This is a genomic window from Bacillus cereus (genome assembly GCF_025917685.1).
GTDB lineage: Bacteria > Bacillota > Bacilli > Bacillales > Bacillaceae_G > Bacillus_A > Bacillus_A cereus_AT.
This window is the reverse complement of sequence record NZ_CP089518.1, coordinates 3,472,635-3,491,018: the sequence shown is the minus strand read 5'-3', so window position 1 is coordinate 3,491,018 and position 18,384 is coordinate 3,472,635. Positions and strand designations below refer to the sequence as shown.

Genomic DNA, 18,384 nt, shown 5'->3' with positions numbered 1-18,384 from the left:
AGATGTTCTTTATAAAGAATTTTTTGAAGAGCTACGATGTGGTGATGTCTCCTTACCGCTATCAACGGAGGCACTCGATTATGCTGTGGGTTGTGAAAACAACCTTAGATGCGAGTCATCAAGAGTGTAATGTGAGGCCGGGTTAGATGCCCATGTTTTATTAAAGTTTCTAACTATGTGTTTTTAATAAAGAGAATATAGTTAGAAACTTTAAATTTGAAAGAGTTATGTATGGAATTGATTAAAGGAGGAAGTTACATGACGTATCGGCGGAGGATATCGTTATTGCTTTTAATGGATTCACTGATTGTGTTAAGTGCTATTTTTTTTAGTTATTTCTTTGTAAATGCTAGCTTCAGTGTTATCACCTTATCATCAGTTATTAGCTCTATCACTTTATTATTAAGTCATCATTTGTTTGCTTTTGTTTATAATTTATACAAAAAAGCTTGGGAATATGCAAGTATAGGTGAATTACTCATTATATGCAAAGTTGTTACATTTTCTATTATCACTACAGCGGTTATGCAACAAATTATAATGCAAAAAATGTATTTTCGATTGTTAGTTGTAACTTGGATGATCCATATTTTATTAATTGGTGGTTCGCGTTTTATATGGAGAATGTATAGAGATACTTATTATGTAAAAAAGGGTGATAAAAAACGAACTTTAATTGTTGGTGCTGGCTCAGCCGGGACAATGGTTGCAAGACAGTTGTTAAAGAATAGTGCTGCCGAATTAATGCCAGTCGCATTTATTGATGATAATGTAAAAAAACACAATCTTGATATTTTAGGAATTTCAGTAATGGGTGGTAGTAATCAAATTGAGTATGTAACCAGAAGACTGAATATTGAAAATATTATTTTGGCAATTCCTTCGCTAAACAAAAGTGATCGAAATGCTATTTTAAAAGAATGTTTAAAAACGCAAGTGAAAACTCAAATTCTTCCGATGTTAGAAGATTTAGTAACAGGTAAAGTTTCGGTGAATGAATTCAGGGATGTTCAAGTAGAAGATTTATTAGGGCGGGATCCTGTTGAGCTTGATGTGAATATTATTTCAGATTATATAACGGATAAAGTTATTTTAGTTACTGGTGCAGGTGGCTCAATTGGTTCGGAAATTTGTAGACAAATTGCAAAATTTAGGCCGAAAAAGTTGATTTTACTAGGGCATGGGGAAAACAGTATATATTCTATAGAAATGGAATTAAACGAAAAATATGGAGATATGAAAGGCACGTTTATTCCTGAAATCGCAGATATACAAGATGAAAAAAAGATGAATTTAATTATGAGTAAACATCTTCCAAATGTCGTATATCATGCAGCTGCACATAAACATGTACCTCTAATGGAGAATAATCCTGAAGAGGCTGTTAAAAATAATTTGATTGGGACTATGAATATAGCAGAGGCAGCGAGAGCGCATGGAGTGGGAACATTTGTCATGATTTCTTCGGATAAAGCAGTGAATCCGACGAGTGTTATGGGAGCAACGAAAAAATTGGCGGAGATGGTTATTCAAAATAAAGATAAATTAAGTCATACAAAATTTGTTACTGTACGCTTTGGGAATGTCTTAGGAAGTAGAGGGAGTGTTATACCTTTATTTAAGAAGCAAATTCAAAATGGTGGACCAGTTACAGTTACTCATCCTGATATGGTTCGGTATTTTATGACAATTCCGGAAGCATCAAGACTTGTAGTGCAAGCGGGTGCTTTAGCTAAAGGTGGAGAGATTTTTGTATTAGACATGGGAGAACCAGTAAAAATTGTCGATCTTGCTAAAAATCTAATTCGATTATCAGGAAATTCTGTAGATGAAATAGGAATAGAATTTACTGGTATACGTCCAGGGGAGAAACTTTTTGAAGAATTACTAAAAGAAGGTGAAATGAATGAGAAACAAGTTCATCCGAGAATTTATGTAGGGCAAGAAATGAATGTTCGTATAGAAGAAATTGAAGAGTTCATTTCAAGTTATACCGATTTAAACGAAGTAGAATTAAGAAAACGATTGTTAAAGTTAGTAAATCAGCGTAAAACTTTAAAGGTGTTAATACCGGTATCAGGTTAATAGAAAAAATTTATATAAGACGGGTGCGTGGGATGGTGTCTAAAAAAGTTCTGTTTTGTGCAACTGTGGATTATCATTTTAAAGCTTTTCATTTACCGTATTTGAAATGGTTTACAGACCAAGGATGGGAAGTACATGTTGCAGCGAATGGGAATATACATCTTCCGTACGTAACTCAAAAATATAATATTCCTATCCAAAGATCACCTCTCAGCATACAAAATTTTCATGCATATAAAAAACTAAAATCAATTATTCATCAAAATAAATATAAAATCATTCATTGTCATACGCCTATGGGAGGAGTAATTGCTCGTTTAGCTGCTCGAAAAGCAAGGCAGCAAGGAACAAAAGTCGTATATACAGCACATGGATTTCATTTTTGTAAAGGGTCACCATTCATAAATTGGCTTCTATATTATCCAATTGAAAGGAGTTTAGCGATTAATACGGACTGCCTAATAACAATTAACGAAGAAGATTACAATTTAGCAGTTAAACATCGTTTTCAAGCGAAAGATATTAAACTCGTTCATGGTGTAGGGGTAGATATAGAGCAATTTGCTCCTGTAACTGAAACTGAAAAGCAAGAATTAAAACTACAATTTGGCTATAATCCACAAGATTTTTTAATGTGTTATGCTGCTGAATTTAATAAGAATAAAAATCAAAGTTTTTTAATCCATGTAGTAGCACAATTGAAAAATGAAATTCCACATGCAAAGCTTCTACTTGCTGGGGAAGGACCGTTAATAGAAGAGTGCAAAAAAATAGCGACCCAACTAGGCGTGAGTAATATGGTTCACTTTCTTGGTTATAGAAATGATATAGCCTCTTTGTTGCAGATGTGTGACTTAGCTGTTGCATCGAGTTACCGGGAAGGTTTACCAGTTAATATTATGGAAGCTATGGCTTGTGGACTTCCGGTTGTAGCTACTGATAATCGGGGACATAGGGAGCTAATTATTAGTAATAAAAATGGTTGGATTATAGATCGTGATGATATAAAGACGATGTCTGAAAGAATAAATTTCATTTCTAAAAATACTAAATTACAAGCGCAGTTTGGACAGTGTGGACGTACTATTATTACAAGTGAATATTCAGTTAATGAAGTGTTGAAAGAGAAACAAGAAATTTATACAACATATATGGATGAAATGGAGGATTTAAATTGGGCACTCCATTGAGAGTATTACATGTAGTCGTAAATATGAATAGAGGCGGAGCCGAAACTTTAATTATGAATTTGTATCGTAATATAGACCGCTCAAAAGTACAATTTGATTTTTTAACTTGTAAAGAGGGTGTATTTGATGAAGAAATAGTAAAGTTAGGCGGAAAAGTTCATAGAATTCCATATGTTACAGACGTTGGTCATAGAGGCTATATAAAGGCGCTAGATACTTTCTTTAGCTCTCATCCGCAATATAAAATCGTTCATTCACATATGGATAAAATGAGTGGATTTGTCCTTCGTTCAGCTAAAAAAGCAAGAGTGCCAGTTAGGATTGCGCATAGTCACAATACTAGTAGTGAAGGTGGTGCTGCTGCAAAAATCTATAAATGGTATGCAGGAAAATCTATAGGTACATGTGCAACGCATTTGTTAGCATGTTCAAATGCTGCTGCCAGATGGCTATTTGCGGATAAAGCCGATGTAGCTAAAATCTTAAAAAATGGAATTGATTGTGATAGATTTTTGTTCTGTCCAGAAATGCGAAAACAAGTAAGAGAAGAATTACAAATTGAGCAAGATGCTATTGTTATTGGCCATGTTGGAAGGTTTGCTCGTCAAAAAAACCATATCTACCTTATAGAATTATTTGCGCAGTTAACTCGAGTTAGGCCGAATTCAATGCTTTTATTAGCTGGAGAAGGGCCACTTCGTGTGGAAATTGAAAATCAAGTAAGGGAATTGAATTTGGAGAAGCATATAAGATTTCTTGGGATACGAGCCGATATAGAGAGGGTACTTCAAGCATTTGATGCATTTGTTTTTCCATCCATACATGAGGGATTACCACTTACTCTCATAGAGGCGCAAGGAGTTGGTTTGCCTTGTATTATATCAGATGCAATTACGAAAGAAGTGGACTTGGGAATGAACCTAGTTGAACATGTTCCTCTAACAGATAAAAAGGCTTGGATAGAAAAAATGAAAAATATAGAAATTAGTAATTTTTCGAGAAAAATACCAGCTCAAGTATTTTTAGACAAAGGCTACGATATAAAACATACGGCAGAATTAACTCAAGACTATTATTCAGTACTTTCGAGGTGAGGAATATGGAGAATTTAACGATTTTCACCCCTACTTATAATAGAGCGTATTGTCTTACAAATTGTTATGAGAGTTTAAAACGTCAAACATGTAAGAGTTTTATATGGTTAATAATAGATGACGGATCTAATGATAACACAAAAGAATTGGTGGATAGTTGGATAGCTGAAAAACATATCAAAATTATGTATCATTGGCAACAAAATCAAGGGATGCATGGTGCTCATAATACAGCATATGAAATGATTGAAACGGAGCTAAATGTTTGTATTGATTCTGATGATTATATGCCCGATGATGCTGTAGAAAAAATCCTTTCTTTTTGGAGTAGCTATGGGAATGAAGAAGTTAGTGGGATAATTGGATTGGATTTGTATACAAATGGGCAAATAATTGGTTCAAAGTTACCAGAGAACCTTAAACACTCCACGCTTTTTGATCTTTACAACAAACATGGTGTCACAGGTGATAAAAAATTGATCTATCGCACAGAATTGACTAAGAAATATCCATACCCAATTTTTAAAAATGAAAAATATGTAGGGTTAGCATATAAATACTATATGTTAGATCAACAGTATGAGATGTTACTAATGAACGAAGCGCTTTGTTATGTAGAATACATGGCTGATGGATCATCAATGAATATGCTAAATCAATATCGTAAAAATCCAAGAGGGTTTGCTTTTTATCGCAAGGAACTAATGAAACTACCATTTACTAATCGACTATTTAAGTATAGGCAAGCTATACATTATGTATCTAGTAGTTTCATATCGAGAAATAGAAGGTTTATACAAGAATCGCCATGTAAAGGACTGACACTTTGCGCACTACCATTTGGGGCTATCCTTTATAGTTACATTACAATGAAAACAAAAATGAAAGTAAACATGTAGAGACTTATTTAGTAATTAAATGAGAGGACAGAATAATGACCATACTTTGGATGAATCTTGCTATAGTATTCATACTCGCATTTTTTGCAAGATATTTTGCTATACCAGTGACTAATAGTCTTACATCGATAAAGCCAAATCAGTTTTTAATTTTGATGGCGGTTCTATCTCTTGTATTAGTGTCAGGGCTTAGAAATAATATTGGGGATACTTATTTTTATATGCATGCATATACTGTTGCCGAATTTAATTGGGAATATATCCAGAATAATAAAGACATGGGATTCAATATATTTCAAATGATTTTAAAGGGGTACACCGATGATCCTCAAGTCATGGTTTTTATTACAGCGTTGATAACAAATGTGTTAATTGTACTTACTCTATATAAATATTCAAGGTTAATTGAAATAAGTCTCTATGTGTATATAACGTCTGGGATGTATTTAGTTTCTATGAATGGAATAAGGCAGTGCTTAGCTGCAGCTATTATTTTCGCTGCGACCAAATATATTTTGAATGGTAACTGGAAAATGTATATTTTAATAGTTCTTATTGCTTCAACTTTTCATCAAAGTGCGCTTGTTTTAATTCCAATATATTTTTTAGTTCGAAGGAAATCTTGGTCAGTAATGACATGTATCCTTCTTGTTTTTGCTGTAATAATTGTAATTGGATTTAATCAATTTTCAACGTTATTTTTTACGGCTATAGAAGATACACAATATGGTGAATATAAGAATTTTCACGAAGGTGGAGCCAATATATTGAGGGTTGCTGTGGATTCAGCGCCGCTCATCCTTGCTTTTATTGGGAGGCATAAACTAAGAAAACTTTTTCCGAAGAGTGATTATATCGTAAATATGGCATTATTAGGTCTAGTTTTTATGATTATTTCAACTCAAAATTGGATTTTTGCAAGATTTTCGATTTATTTTGGATTATATCAATTAATATTAATTTCTTGGGTTGTAAAGTTATTTACACAGAAGGATCAGAAATTAATTTATTATAGTATCCTGGTATGCTATTTTATCTATTTTGTTTATGAACATATCATTACTTTGGGTATTATCTATAAGAGCAATTTACTTGGATAATAAAGGGTTAAATATAGGGGATTGATTGTAAGATTGGGGTAGATTTCAATGCTTAAGACTAAAAAAGCCAAAAGAATTTTGCACATTGTCAGTGCTATGAATCGGGGCGGTGCCGAAACTCTAATAATGAATATGTATAGGAAAATAGATAGAGAGCAACTTCAATTTGATTTTGTATCTCATGGAAGTGGGAAGTGTGATTACGATGATGAAATAACAGCATTAGGAGGGAGAGTATATAGAATACCAAGTCTAGGACAAGTAGGGCCTTTGGCATATATTAAAGAACTTACAAAAATAATGTCTGATAGTCAATATGTAGCTGTACATGCACATACGGATTATCAAGGTGGTTTTGTAGCTGTGGCTGCAAAAAAGGCTGGTATAAAAAAGCGAATTTGCCATTCTCACAGTAATAATTGGCCACAAGGATCTGGAGTCACAGCAAGAGTTACCCTAAAGATACTGCAATCTATTATTAAATATGCTGGAACAGACTATTGTGCGTGCAGTGCTGAAGCGGCGCGTTTTTTATTTGGTGAAAAGATGCTTCACAATAATAAGGTGGAATTGATTAAAAATGGAATAGATATAAAACAATTTATTGATGTGGATATAGAGGAGATTTCTAGTGTAAGAAAAGAACTTTGTATACCGGATACTGCGAAATTAATTGGGCATATAGGCCGTTTTTCGGAATCGAAGAATCATATTTTTATCTTACAAGTTTTAAAGGAGATTTTAAAGAGGGATACGAATTTTATCGCTATTTTAGCAGGGGATGGTCCGTTAAAAACTTCTATTGAATTGAAAGCAAAAGAACTAGGTATTTATGAAAACATTAGATTTTTAGGGGTGAGAACAGACGTTCCGGTAATTATGAATGTTTTAGATGTTTTTATCTTTCCTTCTTTATTTGAGGGGTTCGGTATTGTGACATTGGAAGCACAATGTGCAGGCGTACCTTGTGTTGTGGCGGATACAATACCTAAAAATACTGATATGGGCTTAGGTATAATGTCGTTTGTTGGCTTAGATGAAAAAATTGAAATATGGTCTACAGAAATTTATAAAGCTCTACTAAAAGAAAGACCTGAAAAGGGAGTAATAATTAATAATATTTCAAAATTAGGTTTTGATATCAATAATAATATTCTTGAGTGGTTAACGTTATATGGAATAGAGGGTAAGGAAGCTATAAGGTAATCTGGTTCATTGCTAATTTATATACTTGATTCATATGGTGATTTGTTGGGCGGAGATAGCAAAATATCATATGAATTAATAGAAGTCCACAATAGATTTTGTGAGGTATTCGATGATGAAAAAGAAAAAAATATTGATTACATCTTTTGATTTGGCAATTGGTGGAGTAGAAAGAAGCTTAATTGGTTTGCTAAATACAATTGATTACAGTAAATATGATGTAGATTTAATGTTATTTAAACATGAGGGAGAGTTTTTTTCTTTATTACCTAAAGAACCGAATTTGTTACAAGAATTAAAAAAATACACTACTTTTAGGAAATCAATTAAACAAATAGTACAAGATGGGCATATCTCTATTGGGATAACAAGGTTGATAGGTAAAGTTATGGGTACTGTGCATGGAGGGTATCTGAAGAGTGAAGAACCAGGATACTTTGTCATTCAATATGGATGGAGAATGTCTCTTCCATTTCTTCCGAGGTTGGAAGAAGAGTACGATGTTGCGATTAGTTTTTTGTGGCCACATTATTTCGTAGGTAATAAAGTTCGGGCGAAAAGAAAAATTGGGTGGATTCATACAGATTATTCAAACATACAACTTAATAAAGGCATGGAATATAAAATGTGGAAAGAAATAGATGATATCGTGGCTGTTTCTGAAAGTTGTAGAGATACATTTCTTAGTAGCATTCCTTATATAAATAAAAAAGTACAGGTTATTGAAAATATAATATCTCCTGAGTTTATACGTGAGCAATCTAATCAAGATGTTAATCATGAAATACCAGTTGACCTTGAACGGATAAAACTAGTTACTGTAGGTAGACTTTCACATGCTAAGGGAATCGATGACGCTATATATGCCTGTCGGAAATTATTGGATCAAGGATACGATATTGAGTGGTACATTGTTGGATATGGACCTCAAGAGACTGAACTTGAAAAATTGATAGATAAACTAGAGCTTCAAGGTAGATTCTTTCTACTAGGCAAGAAGACCAATCCGTATCCGTACATAAAAGCGTGTGATATATATGTACAACCATCCAGATATGAAGGGAAAGCTGTGACAGTACGTGAGGCACAAATCCTTAATAAACCAGTACTTATAACTAATTTTCCAACTGCAAAAAGCCAATTAGAGAATGGTGTAGATGGATATATTTGTCCAATGGGTGTAGAGGGGATTGTAGAGGGGATAAAAAACCTGGTTGATGATGTCGAATTCAGAACTGAAATTGTGAATAATGTTAGTCAACGGAATTATGGCAATGAAACAGAAGTGGAAAAGATATATAGATTAATTGAGTGATAATTGATTAAGTTATAAAACTAAAAAATCTTTTATTATATGTATAAAAGATATTTGGAGGAAGTGTTTTCATGGATAATGTTTTAGTGTTAGATACGTCGGTAGGTTCTCTTAACAAGGGCGATGACATAATAATGAAGTGTGTAAAGTACCAGCTATCTGATATAACTCAAAATGCATATGTTTTAACATTACCCACTCATGTTTCACCGTTTCATTGGTATCAAGTAGTAAGAAAATCACATCGAGTACAGATTTATAGTAGCGCTAAATATAAGTTTGTAGGTGGTTCAAACTTGCTAGCGATGGACATGTTTACTCATTTTCCTCAATGGAATATTAATATGTTTAATTGTGGTCCTTTAAAAGGGAGTATTCTAGTTGGTGTTGGTGCAGGGAAAGGTAATAAGATAAATATATATACAAAGTTGTTATATAAAAAAGTTCTATCACATGAATATATACATAGCGTTAGGGACGAAAGAACCAAAAGATTTTTAGAAGAAATGGGGTTTAAAGCTTTAAATACAGGGTGTGTAACATTGTGGTCCCTTACACCTGAGTTTTGTAAGGGAATTCCTACAAAAAAATCAGACTCAGTTGTTTTTACACTTACTCATCATTCTAAGAACCGTGTAAAGGATCAATTATTGATAGATATACTTAATAAAAATTATAAAAATGTTTATTTTTGGATACAAGACGCGGGAGATCTTGAATATTTGAAAGAATTAAAAGGTGTACAAGAAATAAAAATTGTACCCCCTACCATCGAAGAGTACGAAAAAATATTGAATAGAGAAGTGGATTATATTGGAACACGTTTACATGGTGGTATATTCGCAATGCGACATAAAAAACGTACAATAATTATCTCTATAGATGAAAGAGCAAAGGGAATGGGCGAGACATATAATTTAAATTTAATCGATAGAAGTGATTTTAATAATCTTGAAAAAATGATTAATTCAGAAATAATCACAGATGTTAAGGTAGATTTTGATGTGGTAAATCGATGGTTAAGACAATTCTCAAATTAAACAGAACATATGGTAAATGAGGCGATTTATTAGGAGGTAAAAATGAATAGCATAATTCTCGATGAAATTATAATAAAAAATAACAGGGTGGATTACTTTTTTAGTATCGAGGGGGATTTACAAAAGTATTTTAAAACAAGTAATCATATGTTTCTTGAATACAACTATAATGTATCGGATATTCCAAATAGCATTTTAGCTATTCCATTTGTTGCGAATGTAGTCCCTCTTATATGGATTACTGATTCAACAATAGTGATAAAAGAATTAGATAAATCCTTTTATGTCTGTCTAAATAATATAAAAAGTGCATATCAAAATATGTTTCCTAGTGTCAAATTTATGGGTTCTATTGTAGTAGATAAAATTGTTGACAATTCTTACATTCCTAAACTTGAAGCAGCATCTCTATTTAGTGGGGGGCTTGATGCACTTACTACTTTTATAAGAATAAAGGATAAAAAGCCATTATTGATTACGGAATATGGATGGCATGAAGATGATATAGAGAATAGTAATGTTTGGGAAGCAGATAAAGAAAATGTTATAAGTTTTGCAAAAGAGAATGGATTAGAAAATATTCTTATTCAATCTAATTATGGAACTTTTATAATTGCGGGGAATGTTGACCATGACTTTAGAGATAAATTAGACGATACATGGTGGCATGGATTGCATCATGGACTAGCAATAATATCCGCAGCTATTCCTATAGCTTTCAAACTTAAGATAAAATGCATATATATTGCAAGCTCTAATTCACCTTTATATCAAGTTACTTGTGCATCGGATCCAACAGTCGACAATGAAATAAAATATGCATCAGGTGAAGTTTTTCACGATGGATACGAACTTACTAGGCAGGATAAAGTTAAAGTGGTTGTTGACCATTATTCAATTAATAAGGAATCGGTTAATATCAGGGTATGTTTTAAAAATGAAGAAAATTGTTGTAAATGTGAAAAATGTTTAAGGACTATTATGGGAATTATTGCTGAAGGAAAAGATCCTCGGGAGTATGGGTTCAATATCCCGAATAATCTTTTTCAGTACGTCAAAAAATCTTTAAATAATGAGGTGAAGTTTTTTACAAATACGTTCATTGTTATGTATTGGAATCTAATTCAAATTCGGATGAAGCAAAATTATACGTATATATTAGATAAAGACTTACTAGACTGGTTTTTAAATTATGATTTTAAAGCACAGAGAAGAAAAGCATTACTAAAATACAGAATAACGAAATTTTTTCCAATTTTAAAAAGAAAAATTAGTATTAAAGTAAATGCAATACTTAAACAAAACAATTAAAAATAGAGGGTATTATTATGAGAATACAAAATTCCCTGAAAAATATATTATTTGGTTTGTCTGGACAATTACTCAGTATTGGTATGGGGTTTGTCGTTAGAACGGTTTTTATTTATACACTCGGCGTAGAATATTTAGGTGTGGATGGACTTTTTACAAGTATATTAATTATGTTTTCACTAGCTAATTTGGGTTTTGATACTGCTATAATTTATAGTTTATACAAGCCTTTAGCTGAAAATGATATTTATAAAATACAGGCATTAATGAACTTATATCAAAAAGCATACAGATTAATAGGATTAATAGTTTTGTTACTAGGGTTATCACTATTACCATTTCTTCCTTATATAACGAATGCCCATACTACAATTGAAAATATTAACATGATCTACCTCTTATTTTTAGTAAGTTCAGTTTCATCATATTATTTTGTGTATAAGCAATCAATTATTATTGCTGATCAACGTAATCATGTTATTTCCAAAATACATAGTATATTTACAATCATATCCCACTCGTTACAAATTTTTTTATTGGTAGCTATAAGTAATTATATTTTGGTACTAATAGTTCAATTAGTATTGAGAATAATTGAAAATATATATATTGCAAATACGGCAAATAAATTATATCCATATCTACAAGGGAAAAATAATGCAAAATTATCCAAAGAAGATAGAAAGCTATTCTTTGAAAATTTGTATGCTTTATTATTATATAAAATTAGTGGTGTAGTAATTAACGGAACTGATAATATTGTTATCTCTAAATTTATTGGAATTATTTGGGTTGGTGTGTATTCGAACTATTTATTGATTTTAAACACATTGAATACCTTGTTGGGGTATTTTTTTTATTCTGTTACTGCCAGTGTCGGGAATTTAAATGCTAAAGAAGATGCGGAAAAAAAGTATTTTATTTTTCGTGTGATGAATTTCGCTAATTTTTGGATATATGGTTTTTGTACTGTTTGTCTTTGGAATTTAATGAATCCATTTATAACTCTATGGTTAGGTAAGGATTATGTGTTTAATAAATACATAATATTTGCCATAATACTAAATTTTTTTACTGCCGGAATGCAAAATGCGGCCACAACTTTTAGAGAAACCACTGGTTTATTTAAAAAAGGAAAATATAGACCTATTATAGCGGCTGTCATAAACATTGTAGTTTCTATAATTCTCGCGAAACACATAGGAATTGCAGGTGTATTTTTGGGGACTATTATCAGTAGATTGTGCACTTACTTCTGGTACGATCCTTATATTATATTTAATTTAGTTTTCAAAAAATCAGTAAAATTATATTTTGCTAGATATGGATTGTTTGTAGTGCTGGTTTTAGTTGCTGTTATAATAACGGATATTCTGGGCAATATCTTTAATAATTCTATAGTTAGTAACATGGTAATACGTAGCATTTTATGTTTAGTTATTCCAAATACAATCTTTTTTATGGTGTTTAGAAAAAGTGAAGAATTTGAGTATTTAATTAATGTGTTCAAAACATTAACTAATAAAATAATATCTAGACGATTAGCACATAAAAATTCGAGTAAGACCTATCTATGAATAAGTTTTTGAATATCACCAAGTCGCATAATATAGTAATTAAAATACTATTTATGTCATTTTTTTGAAAGGGTGTTTTTTGATTGAAAAAGAAACTTTTGCTAGTCACAGATATAATGTCAATAGGTGGAGTTGAAAAAGTTATAGTAAATACTTTGAATGGGTTGGATTATACTAAATTTGAAGTAACTCTGTTTATTATGTATAGAACTGAAGGAGAGAAGGAGAATATTAAAAAAATCCCGGAAAATGTTAGAATACAATATCTTTTTTATAAACCTGTTAAAGGCATTTATAAAAGATTACTGTATTATTCATTTATATGTTTGCCTCATATATTTGTGAATAAGTTCATAGTTAAAGAGAATTATGACATTATTGTAACTACTAAAGACTTTTTTTCATACCCAATTAGTATTAACAAGTGTTATAAAGTTATGTGGATTCATGGAGGGTTGGAACATCTTGAAACTGAGGAATCAACTACATTTGTTAATTATAAAAGATGGATTCAAAAACGAGCTTACAGAAATTTCGATACAATAATTACGTTAACAAATGCTGCGCGAAAACGATTTGGTAATAAATATGACTTGAACGAACGATGTCAAGTGTTGTTTAATCCGATTAATAATAATGAAATAACGAAACTATCTCATGAAGCGGTATTGGACTATGAATTCAAGGATGGTATAAACATCGTATGTTCTTGTAGATTAAGTGCTGAAAAGGGTATTGATAGGTTAATCCGTTCATGTAAAAGATTATTAAGTGAAGGTTATGATTTTAATTTAATAATTTTAGGAGATGGTCCCGAAAGAGAGAAGTTAAATGAAATGATTTTTCATACCCCTGTTTTAAGTGGGAAAATAGATATTTTAGGATTTAAGGATAATCCATATAAATATATGAGTAGGTGTAGTATATATGTCTCATCCTCATTAACCGAGGGATTTTCTTTAGCTGTAGCGGAAGCAATTATTTTGGAGTTACCAATTTTAAGCACGTATTGCAATGGACCTGCTGAGATGTTAGATAATGGAAAATATGGATTATTAGTTGAAAACAGTGAAGATGGTATCTACGAAGGGTTAAAAAGGATGCTCTCATCTCCTAAATTAATAGAGAAGTATAAGTTGAAAAGTAAAGAACGAAGGGAATTTTTTTCCTATAAAAAAAACATTAGATTGTTCGAACAAATCATTAGTGGGAGGAATGAATAAAATTCTAAAAATGTTATATGTTATGTGGATTCAATCGAAGGAAGTTATGTTTTGAATAAGAAGATAAAGATCCTAATGTGCATAATAAAATGAAAAGAAGGTGTATTATAAGTAAATATATTAAGAAGGATATTATTCTAGAAGAGAAAGGGCGTTATGTATAAAAGCATAGCGGTTTTTTAATTACATACATCTAGATGTTTAACAGTTAGAGCATTGTGAGTTTAAATGATGTACCATAAAATCTAAAAATAACAATAGAATTCAGATTACTATGACTATTTGTATAAAGGGCGGTGAAGTGTATGAGTCGGATAAGTGTAGTAGTACCTATCTATAATGCAGAGGAAAAACTTGATAAATGTATAAAATCTATTCTTAACCAGACATTTGAGGATTTGGAACTGATCTTAGTGAATGATGGATCCTCAGATGGTAGTTTGGATATATGTAGGAAATATGAAAAGCTAGATAGAAGAATCATTGTAATAAATAAGAATAATGAGGGAAGTATTCCAACTCGAAGAAAAGGAATAGAAGTTTCGAGTTCTGATTATGTCATGTTCGTTGATGCAGATGATTGGATTGACAGGAGAATGGTTGAAATACTATATAAACACTCTATTGAAAGTTCTGCGGATATTACAGTTTGTAATGCGTATAAAGTTCTAGGTAATGGTATGTTGATTAAGAAAAAAAATAAAAGTGAATACTTCGATAATAATAGAATTTATAATAAGGAGGAAATAAGACAAGAATTAGTAGTAGCATACTTTTGGGGGCACCCATTCCCAGCTTCGTTATTTGCAAAGTTATATAAAAAGAAGATACTCGAAAGTTGTGGGGGGTATTTAGAAAAAATACATTTTTTGGGAGAAGATCTTTTTTATAATTTGGAAATGTTTATAAAATCAAATAGGGTAACAATTATTGATGAGACTTTATATTATTATAGGATGGGCGGACTAACAAGTAAATATATGCCGTATTTATTTGAGGATATGGTCAATGGTTATCAAATACAAAAAGAAGTTATTAATAAATATTATTTAGATACTAAACAAGAGCAATACAACGGAATTAGTATAATGTTGCTAAATACATTTAAAACATGTCTATATAATTTGTTTAATAGTAACCTGAGTGAAGCGCACATTAGAGGATTAATAGAAGAGTATGTTTCGAATGAAAAGGTAATAGAGTGTTTGCATAACGAAGGTTCTAGGGACTATTTTTCAAAGGAATATTTAGAGGCTATCAAATATAAAAATATAGAATATTTGTACGTGCTAGGTGAAAGAGTGTATAGAAAGGGGAAAATTAAAAGAGGTATTAAAAATGTTATTGCTAAGTTTCCTGTAATCTAACTTATTGTGATTAGTTATGAAAATACAAAAGGGCCTTCAATAAAAATTTCCTTTGGACCAAACTACTTTTCAAAATTATATCGTCTACTCCAATTATTTGGTAAGTGGACCAAAAATAATGAGTAGGAGAAAATCTTTCAGGAAAGAAGAAAGGGATTGTAAAAGGTCTTTCTAAATAGTGAATTCCTGTATTGATATTTAGAAAGTACAAGTAATTCTACTATATCCAATCAATTTACCGTATTGAACATAATATATAGAAACATGAAAAAGAGGTGTAAATTGATGTGGATTAGAAAGGTTAATCTTGGAAGTTTGAGTGATTTGAATTTTGTAACCAAGCCTCCTTCTAATGACGATATTTTGACTTATGATAGTAATCAATCAAAATGGATTCCAAAATCTTTAGGGATTACAAATTCTTTAAGTGTATATACATTAGAATTAGATAGGTGGAATGTTAAGAATGATGGAACTGACGCCGTTAATACTTCTCAAGGGATTAATAATGCTTTAGTTTGGGCGTCGCAGCAACAAGGGTATACAGAAGTTGTATTACCAAAAGGTATATATTTAATTGATAAACAAAATCCTATTGAACCTCAAAGCTATCTTACACTGAATTTAAATGGTTCAATCTTAAAAATGGAAACGAATAAATTGACAGGGTATGCAATTGTAAGTTTTCGCAAAAATCAGATTTATTCCAGGGTTACAAATGGTGTTATCCAAGGGGATAGAGATACGCATGATTATTCAAGTGGAGGAACACATGAGGGAGGGTACGGAATTGAAGTGGGGAGTTTTATTCCACCTGCTGATGGGGGGAACAATACAAGGTTTGTATCTTTAGATAATCTAGATATTTTAGATTGTACAGGAGATGCCATTACACTGAACAGTACTTTTGGTCAGATTTCACCTTTTCCTACATCATTAGCAAGTTCATTTGAACAGGGAGCAATTAATACAACAGATGGTTCATTAGTAAGTAGTACAACAAAGATACGTTCCACTTTGCGAATTGATATGACTCAAGTGGCTATTGTAAAGTATGGTTACTTCGGTTTGTATGGAAATGGATACGGAGCATTGGGTTCTGATATAAAATGCGATTATTATGATGTGATTTTTTATACTTTAAGTGATGTATTTATATCATCAAAAAATAATGTGCAATTTTTTGATGAAGTAGAGGTTCCTAAAGGAGCAAGTTACGCTAAAATCGTTCTGCATCAAGGTAATGTTCCTGCTTCTACAAATTGCTTAATAAATGTTCGAGTGCCTTCGTTCCCTCAATATACGTATATTGAGAAATGTAATTTACATGACTGCCGTAGACAAGGAATTAGTGTATGTGGTGCAAAGAATGTATACATTCGAGATAATAATATTCATCATATTGCAGGTACTAATCCACAAAGTGGAATTGATGTTGAAGATGGATATGACTTAAACCAATATATCTATATTGAAAGAAATAATTTTCATGATAATAAAAATTACAATATTATTGTTGTAAATGGGAAATTCATCTATATATTGGACAATTCTATTATGAATACAGTATCAAATGCTTATGTTGGGCTAGCAGTTAATGGTGGCACCGATAGGGTAATGGTGGCAGGGAATAATATTCGATTAACAAAAATCTCTTTGTCAGGCGATGTTATTTTCTCTAATAATTACGTATATGGAACACAAATAAACACGCAGGGTGTATATGCGAACAGGTCTATTAACATAGTAAGTAATGTTTTTTGTAATAGTAAGATGATTATTGATACACCTTTTCCATATGTAGTTAAAGTTGATTCTTGTCGTTTTTTTAATGATGCGGATAAACTAGCTTCCTTATCATCATTGTATCAATGGACTTTAGAGGTTAAAAATGAGCCGCAAATAATTTCGAACTGCGTGTTTGAAGGGCAAGATGTGTTGTATTTAAATTATGTAACAGCAGGAACATTTAAACCAGGATGGATATTTGAAAATACACTATTTAATAATGTTAAAAACCCAACCTTATTTGCAGGAACATATACGAATTGTTTTTTTAAGGAAATTGATTTGTTGGGTGCAACAAGTAAAACAACCTCTTTAGAGTTAAGAGATTGTAAGTTCATTAGTACGGATAGATACAATACGTTACTTACAGTAAATAATCTCAAGTCATTCAAGATGATTAATTGTCATATTGAAAAACCAAATGGAACAGTCTTAAATGTTCAAAATGTATCTGATGATATAGTGTTAAGTGGAAATGTTATAAAAATTACAAATGATACTCTTCAAAGAACGATTGTTATTTTAGATGGAGAATTTGCAGGTAAGCAAGCAGTGATCCAAAATAATACTATAACCGCAGTAAATTTAACGCAAGTTGGAATAGACAATAGGACAGCAAGTAATACACTTCAAGTTGTAATGCAAAATAATATGTTAAATAATGCAACAATGATGATTACAGGAAAAGAATTTTTACAAGGAAATGTTGTTAACGGTGTGTTAGATCCATACTATCGAATACCAACTATCCCGACAACAGGATATTATAGATTAGGACAAGAAATAAGAAATTCAAATCCGATTGCGGGAGGATATATTGGTTGGGTTTGTTCTAAAAGCGGATATGCAAATAATCAAACGTGGATAGCGTCTAAAAGTTATGTGAAAGGAAGTAGAATTAATTTTGGTAACCATGTATATGAAGCTTTAAATAATGGTACGTCACATACAATCTCACCCACTTTTTCTACAATTTCCAGCGATACTATTACTGATAATGATATTGTATGGAAGGAAATCGGTCTATTGGCTACATTTGCAATATTCGGACAAATAAATGCGTAATGTGTTGAATTATTAATATAAAAAGAGAAAGGCCACAATGTTTTCATAAGCATAGTGGCTTTTTATTTATGTTGGGATTTTTAAAACTTTAGGAAGAAGTATCATATAACGACAACTAAATTTA

The 18,384-nt window shown here is 31.5% G+C and carries 13 protein-coding genes; all 13 read left to right on the top strand.

From position 1 onward, the window contains the following. Positions 1 to 258: 258 nt before the first annotated feature. Positions 259 to 2,085 (top strand): polysaccharide biosynthesis protein, encoded by a 1,827-nt coding sequence (locus LUS72_RS18060; protein ID WP_264447669.1) that lies wholly within the window; start codon positions 259 to 261, stop codon positions 2,083 to 2,085. A gap of 32 nt (positions 2,086 to 2,117) precedes the next feature. Further along, positions 2,118 to 3,275, top strand: coding sequence for a glycosyltransferase family 4 protein (locus LUS72_RS18055; RefSeq protein ID WP_264447667.1), 1,158 nt, complete (start codon positions 2,118 to 2,120; stop codon positions 3,273 to 3,275). Continuing rightward, the gene (locus LUS72_RS18050; protein ID WP_264447665.1) at positions 3,260 to 4,369 is read left to right on the top strand and encodes a glycosyltransferase family 1 protein; all 1,110 of its coding nucleotides are present in this window, start codon (positions 3,260 to 3,262) and stop codon (positions 4,367 to 4,369) included. The genes LUS72_RS18055 and LUS72_RS18050 overlap by 16 nt, the downstream gene beginning before the upstream one ends. A gap of 5 nt (positions 4,370 to 4,374) precedes the next feature. Beyond that, positions 4,375 to 5,268 carry a glycosyltransferase family 2 protein gene (locus LUS72_RS18045; protein ID WP_097829160.1) on the top strand — a complete coding sequence of 298 codons (894 nt, stop codon included), beginning with the start codon at positions 4,375 to 4,377 and terminating at the stop codon, positions 5,266 to 5,268. A 35-nt stretch (positions 5,269 to 5,303) separates the two neighbouring features. Next, positions 5,304 to 6,368 carry an EpsG family protein gene (locus tag LUS72_RS18040; RefSeq protein WP_097829159.1) on the top strand — a complete coding sequence of 355 codons (1,065 nt, stop codon included), beginning with the start codon at positions 5,304 to 5,306 and terminating at the stop codon, positions 6,366 to 6,368. A gap of 48 nt (positions 6,369 to 6,416) precedes the next feature. Beyond that, complete coding sequence (locus tag LUS72_RS18035; protein WP_097829158.1) at positions 6,417 to 7,574, top strand: glycosyltransferase family 1 protein; 1,158 nt, start codon at positions 6,417 to 6,419, stop codon at positions 7,572 to 7,574. Positions 7,575 to 7,689: 115 nt separating this feature from the next. Continuing rightward, positions 7,690 to 8,889, top strand: a complete 1,200-nt coding sequence (locus LUS72_RS18030; protein ID WP_097829176.1) for a glycosyltransferase — start codon at positions 7,690 to 7,692, stop codon at positions 8,887 to 8,889. Positions 8,890 to 8,960: 71 nt separating this feature from the next. Then, the gene (locus tag LUS72_RS18025) at positions 8,961 to 9,929 is read left to right on the top strand and encodes a polysaccharide pyruvyl transferase family protein (protein ID WP_097829157.1); all 969 of its coding nucleotides are present in this window, start codon (positions 8,961 to 8,963) and stop codon (positions 9,927 to 9,929) included. Between the two features lie 42 nt (positions 9,930 to 9,971). Further along, positions 9,972 to 11,240, top strand: coding sequence for a peptidase (locus LUS72_RS18020; RefSeq protein WP_097829156.1), 1,269 nt, complete (start codon positions 9,972 to 9,974; stop codon positions 11,238 to 11,240). Positions 11,241 to 11,257: 17 nt separating this feature from the next. Beyond that, positions 11,258 to 12,817, top strand: a complete 1,560-nt coding sequence (locus LUS72_RS18015) for a lipopolysaccharide biosynthesis protein (protein ID WP_097829155.1) — start codon at positions 11,258 to 11,260, stop codon at positions 12,815 to 12,817. Positions 12,818 to 12,900: 83 nt separating this feature from the next. Continuing rightward, a complete protein-coding gene (locus LUS72_RS18010) occupies positions 12,901 to 14,040 on the top strand; it encodes a glycosyltransferase (RefSeq protein ID WP_097829154.1) in 1,140 nt (379 codons plus the stop codon). 305 nt (positions 14,041 to 14,345) lie between these two features. Continuing rightward, positions 14,346 to 15,407, top strand: a complete 1,062-nt coding sequence (locus LUS72_RS18005; protein ID WP_264447659.1) for a glycosyltransferase family 2 protein — start codon at positions 14,346 to 14,348, stop codon at positions 15,405 to 15,407. A 285-nt stretch (positions 15,408 to 15,692) separates the two neighbouring features. Continuing rightward, positions 15,693 to 18,260, top strand: coding sequence for a right-handed parallel beta-helix repeat-containing protein (locus LUS72_RS18000; RefSeq protein WP_097829152.1), 2,568 nt, complete (start codon positions 15,693 to 15,695; stop codon positions 18,258 to 18,260). Positions 18,261 to 18,384 lie beyond the last annotated feature (124 nt).